This window comes from Methylomonas rivi (assembly GCF_024505165.1).
In the GTDB taxonomy this organism is placed as follows: domain Bacteria; phylum Pseudomonadota; class Gammaproteobacteria; order Methylococcales; family Methylomonadaceae; genus Methylomonas; species Methylomonas rivi.
The window spans coordinates 1-8,204 of the sequence record NZ_JANIBK010000157.1 but is presented as its reverse complement, the minus strand read 5'-3'; the positions used below and the strand labels follow the sequence as shown (position 1 = coordinate 8,204).

General features: G+C 52.4%; 5 protein-coding genes. 4 read left to right on the top strand and 1 reads right to left on the bottom strand.

All coding sequences use genetic code 11. The annotated features are described in order from the left end of the window. Positions 1 to 112 precede the first annotated feature (112 nt). A complete protein-coding gene (locus NP596_RS18230) occupies positions 113 to 2,137 on the bottom strand; it encodes a reprolysin-like metallopeptidase (protein WP_256616829.1) in 2,025 nt (674 codons plus the stop codon). Between the two features lie 545 nt (positions 2,138 to 2,682). On the opposite strand from NP596_RS18230, the gene NP596_RS18225 reads away from it, so the two are divergent. From NP596_RS18225 to NP596_RS18210, 4 genes are all read left to right on the top strand, one after another. Next, positions 2,683 to 3,366, top strand: a complete 684-nt coding sequence (locus tag NP596_RS18225) for a response regulator transcription factor (protein WP_256616828.1) — start codon at positions 2,683 to 2,685, stop codon at positions 3,364 to 3,366. Positions 3,367 to 3,759: 393 nt separating this feature from the next. Further along, entirely contained in the window at positions 3,760 to 5,505 is a 1,746-nt protein-coding gene (locus NP596_RS18220) for a multicopper oxidase family protein (protein WP_256616827.1), read from the top strand. 45 nt (positions 5,506 to 5,550) lie between these two features. Continuing rightward, positions 5,551 to 6,222, top strand: a complete 672-nt coding sequence (locus tag NP596_RS18215) for an SCO family protein (protein ID WP_256616826.1) — start codon at positions 5,551 to 5,553, stop codon at positions 6,220 to 6,222. A gap of 55 nt (positions 6,223 to 6,277) precedes the next feature. Beyond that, positions 6,278 to 7,966: a hypothetical protein gene (locus NP596_RS18210; RefSeq protein WP_256616825.1), complete on the top strand. Its 1,689-nt coding sequence runs from the start codon at positions 6,278 to 6,280 to the stop codon at positions 7,964 to 7,966. The last annotated feature ends 238 nt before the right edge of the window (positions 7,967 to 8,204 follow it).

Below are 8,204 nucleotides of genomic sequence, written 5' to 3'. Positions count from 1 at the left end.
GGGCATTGCCCGGCTTTTTATCGGCTTTAAAACCTCGGCACTCTCGGCCGCCATTCAACACTGTTTAGCCTCAATAATTCATCTCTCTTCCGCGCGGTAGCGGACTTTTTGCTTATTGAATCACCGGAACACTAACCATATTCGGACGGTACCCGGCAACCAAGGGCGCCGTGTAGTTAATGGTTTTGGTTTGGTCCGAAGCTTTGGCATCACCTTCCGCAAACCCACAAGGCGAGCCCGCGCATTGCGTCGACAAAGCGGGAGTTGAAAACAGCATCACGGAGGGGCCGTAATAACTCATGATGGTACCGAATTTTCCGCTGATGCCCCACGCATATGAGTAATTGAATTTCCCCGTAAAATTACTGTATTCGCGATCATGAACGTTACCAAGGTTATGGCCGATTTCATGGGTAAAGGTATTGGTCCCGCAATAGTAATTGGACTTGGCGTCTTTTGAATAGCCATCGCCGATAGTGCCAAATCCCAAATTGGCGTTAGCGTTGCCGCCGTTGGCAAAACCCACATAGGCCGTACCGCAGCTACCGGCGGTTTGGGCATATAATGGCCTGAAAAGCACCACTAAGTCCGCGCCATATTGATTGCGAAGCGCGGCGGTGCCGGCAAAAGCTCCCGCATCGCTAGCCAAATCCGTCAATGCTTGGGAATTAGCGTTATTTTCCACATAATGGGTGGACCTGGCGTGGACTAAGCGTAAACTCATATTAATGCCGGAGTCTTTATAGGCCTGATTGGAAACGTCCACCAAATATTGGATGCGTTGTTTGGCATAACTCGCGGTTTGATTGACGGTGGTATACAAAACCATCAGGTCAACCACCGTATTCACGGGAGCAGCCGTAGAACTGGTGACGGCGGTTGTCGAGTTTGTGTTTTTCGCCGCATAGACGGCTTCGGCTTTTTTCGCATTAGCCTCGGCCACATTGGCCTGCTTGACTTTCTTGTTATAGGCGGACTTAGAAGCAGCCATGGCTTTATTGGCCGCTTTATAAGCCGCATTCGCCAATTTTGTCTGCTGCGCAAGTTGACTCTGCTCTGCGCGCAATTGGGTAACGGCACTTATCAGTTGCGCATTCCTGGGGGATTTTCTAAGCGCGGATAATGCCGCGTTAAGTTGGACACCTGTGTTTTTCGAGCGGGCCGCCAATTCGCCGGCTTGCGCTCGGGCGGCTTCGGCCCTTGCCAAATCTTGTTGATACTGCGTGTAAAGCGTTTGGGCTTCCTTGGCCAAGGCGTCGGCGATTGCCCTGGCTTTTTCGGCCGCTTGCTGCAAGTCGGAAAGAATACCGCCCATCTGCAAACCATTTTCCATCAACGCCAAGGTTTCCGGCGCGGCCTCGGCTTCATCGTGATCATAGCCCGCGGAATCGAGGCCCGATTTGTCGATATCCACAATAACCGTCTGTCCATCGACTGTTTCTATGTTATACGCGCCATCGGGCGTATACACATTGCCGATCACACCGGCCTCGCCTTGCGAAAGATAGATTCTATATCCCTGGCCTTCATCGCCCAAATAACCCACCCAGGTTGAACTGCCGTCGCCATGCTCAACCCGATTGTCATGCTTGACTTTATATTGTCCAATCGGAAGATCGAGCGTTAACTCGCCGCCAACCGCAATATTATTCAGCTGCTCCATGGGCAGTGCCACATTAAATACGGAACCGGCATTGAAATGCTTATATTTCCCGGGTATTTTGCCGGCATAATCCGGCGCCACCACGATCAATTCGTCTTCCTTTACAGATATGTTTTTCAGCCCATTTCCGCTACCATGCCTGCCGGTGACCAAAACGGTTTTTATGTTGTTATTTTCGGTTTCTACCGTGAAATTATAGTCTTGTAACAATTGTCCTATCGCGGCGCCCCAATCGTCGGCCGCCAGCTTTTTATTGACCGCATCGCGTTCGATATCCGCGCTGATTTTAAAAACAATGCCGCTGCGATTGGCCAACTGATTGGTCGCTTCCAGCAGGGTTTTATTTTTAATTACATGGTATACGTTGCGGGGCTGCTCTTTGATAAGAGCCGCCCCGGTATTTGCCATTACATTGGAGGCAAACAATAGCGTAGCCACAACGGTTGCAATTTTTATGTTTTTGTTAGGAGTCATATCGGTCACCTTAAAATGAAAAACTCAGCAAGCACACCAACCGATCCAACTTGCCGAGCGGATAAAACGTCGGCGATCAATTTAACAGAACCAAAGCCAATAACAGTGAACAAGTCGGCAATTAATCATTTGCCGGCATAACGAAGCAACCGCAAGATAAACTGGGCCTATCAGTAAAGCCTACGCATAAACCCGCCAATTTCTAACGCCCTACTTCGGCATGCCGATCATGCTTAACCGGCCCACGGGCTCGTCGCCCTCTTAACCCGGTTCGCCGTACGCTTACTTTCCGCGATCAAATAGCCATTAAATTAATGACCCTAGATCCCAAAAAATTCCCACAATTTGTTTATGATTTAACCGATTTTCTATTCCGGTCAACCGAATTTTGAGGAATCCGACACCCTCCGCCAGGAATGTCGGCATGATCCAACTTCCGGCACCGAAATTATTTTTCATGCCGGCGTAAGGAATCGCCCTCCATCCCGACCAAGGTTAGGTTTTTTTCGATAAACGATATCCGCTGATTTTTTTGATCAACCATTATGCAAAACCCGATCACTCCACCCTCCCCCGCCCGAACTGTCATGGTGTTGGATGACCACATTCTCTACCGCGACATCCTGGTCAGGCTATTGGATATGCAAGCGCATCTTGAAGTCATTGGCCAAACGGACTTTTCCGATCAAGCCATGTCAATGGTGCTCAATCTCAAACCCGATATCGTTTTGGCGGCTCCGTGCCAAAATCCGGAAGCCAATCTTTTATTCATAGAAAAACTGTTGTCTCAACCTCAAGATACCTGCATTTTGTTGATCGCCTCGACATGCGGCACGGAAGATTTAGTACGCTTTATTTGTTCGGGCATTTCAGGCATTTTTTTGAAAGCCCGGAGTTTTGAGATATTGCTGAAAGCGATCGATAGAGTATTGGCCGGGGAATTGTGGTTTGAGCGCGCGCTACTGAAATCCATTGTCGACACGGCGGATAAAATCCCCCCTCAGTCGCACACCGACACCGCTGACAGCATTAACAACAAACTTGACGGCTTATCCAAACGCGAACTACAGATTGTAGAACTGGTTGTTCAGGGGCTAAATACCAATTCCATCGCAAAAACCCTGGCTATTAGCGAAAAAACGGTACGCAATCACATTTACTCGATTTACGGCAAGCTGGAAGTCAGCGACCGCCTGGAGTTGGCGAGATACGCATCCCAAAAGGGCTAGCAAAAACAAGGACAACCGCCGCCGTTAAAACGGACGCGCAAAAACACCCTCGCCCGCCAGAAAAATTCGTTTTATATCAAAAAATTAACCAAAATTTCGCCATATAACGCCGGTTTCCAGACTAGTCCGCCAACGCCGCCATTAACCGCAAAAAGACAAGCACCGTGGGTAATCTGTGTGATTTAACGCAGTTATCTAGGTCAAATAACCCAGTTTTTTATAGCAAATACTGTACTACTTCCTCAATACAAGGCCGCCCTCTTAATTTAATCTTAATTCGGCTTATAAAAATACGGCTAAAAATTTCAGCCGACAATGCCACCGAAACAACTTGCAAAAACGCTTTCCGCTTCCGGCAAAGCTTGGTGTGTTAACTTTCAAGAGGATGAAGTAATGGCAACTCGACGCGATATTTTGAAATACGGCGCAGCTGGGACCAGTTATGGCTTACTGGCACCTAAAACGGCCAAAGCCGATCTGGTGTTTCCCGATGGCTTCATTCCCAGCATCGTGGACTCTCCCAGCCCCCCGGTGACACCGTTCAAGGTGCCGCTTAATGTAATGCCTATTTCCAAAAGCGTACCCGAAGCCTTTCTCAACACTCCGGCAGGCGGCGGCCACGCACCGGATCCGCAGCGGCACCAACGATTTAACGAGTTTAAACCCCGGAAGCATTACGTCCACTATATCGAAGAATTTCTGTGGAACTATCATACGGACTTTCCGTATAACCAAGGTTCCTGGGCCTGGGGCTTCCGCGACCCGCATATGCCCAAAGGCATCACCCCCGGCATGACGATACACGCCAAATACGGCGATCCTATCTTTCTGCGCCGCATCAACAACCTGCCGCCGCTGGGCGCCGGCAATATCCGCTTCGCAATGCCCAGCCCCACCATACATTTACACAATGCGCATACCGCATCGGAAAGCGACGGCATTCCGCAGGATTATTTCAACGCCGGCGAGTTTTGGGATCATCACTACGCAAATTTTCCGGCCGGCTTCGACAAGCGGGAAATCATGTCTACCCTGTGGTATCACGACCATAGGCTGGATTTTACCGCCACCAACGTCTATGCCGGCCTGAGCGGATTTTATCTGCTATTCGACGAAATGGACGCCAACGACGAAACCAAACCCGGCACCTACCGTCTGCCTAGCGGTAAATACGACGTACCGCTGATTCTGCACGACGTCATGTTCGACCAAAACGGCCAGCCGCTTTGGGACTTCTTCAATCCGGAACCCACCGGCGACGACCTGCCCAGCGCGCTTTACACCACCCACGGCATGCTGGGCGACCGTTTCACCGTCAACCGGATCATTCAGCCCCATTTCAAAGTGGAAGCGCGCAAATACCGGTTCCGGGTCCTCAACGGCGGCCCATCGCGTATTTATCAGTTATACCTGAATAAGCACGGCCATTTGGACAAAGACGAAGATTTTTACATCATTTCGACCGACGGCAACCTACTGCCCAAACCGATCGAATCCAAAACCATGCGTATCGGGCCGGCCCTGCGCCACGACATCATCATCGACTTCTCCAAATACCGCCCCGGCCAATCGCTGTACCTCTCCAACCGTATGGAGAGCCGAGAGGACGGCGCCGGCTGGACGGGCCGGGAGCTGGAAAACCCCGACTTAATCATGCGTTTCGACGTCATACCGGCCACCGGCCCCGATCGCAGCCGCATACCGCACAAAATGCGCGAATTGCCGCCGATCAACCTGTCCGAAGTCAGAAGGGAGCGTTTATTCGTGTTCGACTACGACAATGGCTTGTGGACGGTCAACGGCAAGCTGATGGACCCCAACCGTTCGGACGCCAAAATCGAACAAGGCAGCGCGGAAATCTGGACCTTCAGAAACGCGGGCAGTTCCTGGATGCACCCCATCCATAGCCATTTCGAGGAATTTCAGATCCTGGAAATCAACGGCAAACCCGTAGACCGCAATAATGTCGAGCATGCCCGGAAAGACGTCATCATGCTAGGCCCCAACGAAGAAGTGAAATTCTTCTCGCGTTGGCGGGACTTTCTCGGCAAGCACGTGATGCACTGCCACAACGTCGTTCATGAAGACCACGCCATGATGATCCGCTGGGATATTGTCGAACCTGGTCAAGGCGATTGATGTTGCCTTTTATCACTAACCGAATTTGATTTATCCGAGGTCATTATGAACACTGAAAAATCCCGGTACGCAGCCGATTCCATTTCCAAACAGGAACTCAGAAACCTGCTGTTGCAAGCCTTTTTACCGCCGCCGACCCAAGGCCGCGGCGGCAACCGTTTCCCCGACGTCCCCGTGGCATCGCACGACGGCGAAATTTACCGCTTTCACAGCGAACTGATCAGTAACAAGGTAGCGATGGTGCAATTTATGTCGCTGGATGCGCAACGGAAGTTCCCCTCCATGTCCCATTTGGCAAAAGTGGCCGAGCAATTGGGCGACAAGTTGGGCCAGGAAGTAAATATCTATTCGATTACCACCGAGCCGACGGCCGATACCGTCGAACGGCTTGCCGAATATGCACGGAAAAACGCCTTACCGGCCGGTTGGCTGCTGCTCCGTCCAACGGAAGACGGCTCTCAAGCGCTCGGCGATCGCTTTGCCAAGCATCTGTCGAGACACCATCACCACGCCGGCATCAATACCCGCATGGTGCATTACGGCAACGGCGGCGTAGGCATCTGGGGCGCCTTTGCCGTCGATGCGGACCCTGCAATGGCGGTCAGCCGCGTCGCCTGGATGCAAAACGGCAAAATAGCGGGCGAGGATAGCAAGCGCGCCGGCCCCGCGCCCTTGGCCGATCCAGGCAAAGATAGCAACAGTAACCGCGATGTTTAATCCCACTTCGGCCAAGTCGAAGCTCAAGAGCCAAGTTAAGGAATGGAGTTGAATCATGTTAAAACAAACACTAAATCGTAGCCGTCTGGCCTTTGCCGTGACGGTCGCCTTGACCGGAGCGGGCACAGCCAATGCCGCCGACTGCGTCATGCCGCAACCAAGGCCGCCACAAGCCCAGGAATCGGTTTCCGCCGACGGTAAAACCACGACCGTTATTACGCCTGAAAATACTATCTTCGCCGCGCAGGATCCTTTTGCCGAGCCGCCCGGCAGCAACCATTTGCCGACGGTTTACAAGAATGTCTGCGACGGCAATGGCGTTGAAGTGGTCAACACTTTGCCGTCCACGCCCGAGCATCCTTACAATTTGCATCCCGACCCCATCATTACTCCCATCGACAAAACCTCGCCGACCGATGATTTGATGATGGTCATCAAGCAAATCAGTAAAACGGACCGCAAATTTTATGAAGACCGTTACGGCGACGACCACGACCATGACCGCCATAAAAGCAAACTTTCTTTGCAGGCGGCCGTAAAGCTGGGTATCGATATCCTGGAAGGTAACCCGGTACCGAACCGCAATTACAGCGGCATACCGCTGCTGCATTACAACGGGCCGAACAAAAATAAACGTGTACAGCCGATTTTTAACGCCGCCGGCGAAAAAGTGGGCGGTATCGTCGAAATTCATCAAATTTGGTTCGACAGCCATATCGAGGGCGATACCAACATGGTCGATCCAAGCGACGTGTTGGACGTACCCTGGACCATACATTACAAAGTGGATACCTTGAATCGCGGCCACGAAGACTTCGCGCCGATGGTAATGTATTTCGACGACCCGGCCTTGAGTCCGCCCGGCATGCCGCCCATGCCTAACGTGTTGATGGACCAGACCTTTTTCCCCATGGAAGACGGTACCCGTACCGAATACATGATGAAAATGGCGCCCGGCAAGTATTACAACCTGTCATACCATTGGGGCTGGCGCCAGCATCCGCCCAGAGTGCAGGTTGTCGAAAACGCCAGAAAAAAATTGGGGCCTATGACCTTGGCGGAATGGGAAACCTTTGTGTTCGGACAAAACCCAAGAGCCGACGAAGCCAGCAAACTGGCGGCGATTGCCAAAATCGGCGACTTGGCGCCGGCCAAACGGATGTGGAATACGCTAAGGGAAATCAAGGCTCGCGGCAACGCCAATAAAAAACAGCTTGCCGAGCTGAACCGGGCCTTCGATCAGTGGCAAACCCGCACCAAACTGCCGGATGGCGTCAAACCCGATCCGAACAGCGACTGGACCTTGTTCTTCGTCAACAACACGATTTACGGCGAGATGAAAGGCATCCTGGACGAAAGCCAAGCGACCTACCCCGATTGGAAAACCCGCGGCAAAACCGTCAAAATCAAAATGCTGAACGGCGATTATTTCGATCACGCCTACTTCAATGTCGACTTCGGCGGCAGACGCGGCTGGGAAAACACTTTCCAATCGACGGAGGCCATCGGCGGCGCCGGGCAATGGTTTACCTTCGGCCGTGCGCACTGGTGGGTCAACGCCGGCATGCCGACCGCCAGCCGCCCCGGCCTGATCATGACGCCGCCGGCGACCAAAAACGGCGACAGGGACGTGATCGGCGAGCATAACATTGTCATGCAAATGAACTTCGAACCGTCCCGGCGCCTGCGCTGGTACCAGTTCGACCCCTTGCATCATGAAGTTGCCGTGTGGTCCATCCATTAACCCGCGCAAGCGGCGTTTAAAGCCCAAGGTAAGCGGTATCCGATACCGCTTACTTTTTATTTAAAGTTTGGCAAATTTTGATTTTTGGCGGGGTGCGCAGGTGAACTTATCGACTAAACGGCTGGCCGGAATCTGCCTGGGGCTGGGATTTTGCCTACCCGCCAGATCGGGCGGCATCGACCAAGCCTGGACGCTCGGCGCGCCCGAGCCGCCGGCAATCGCCACCCCGGCGGCATCC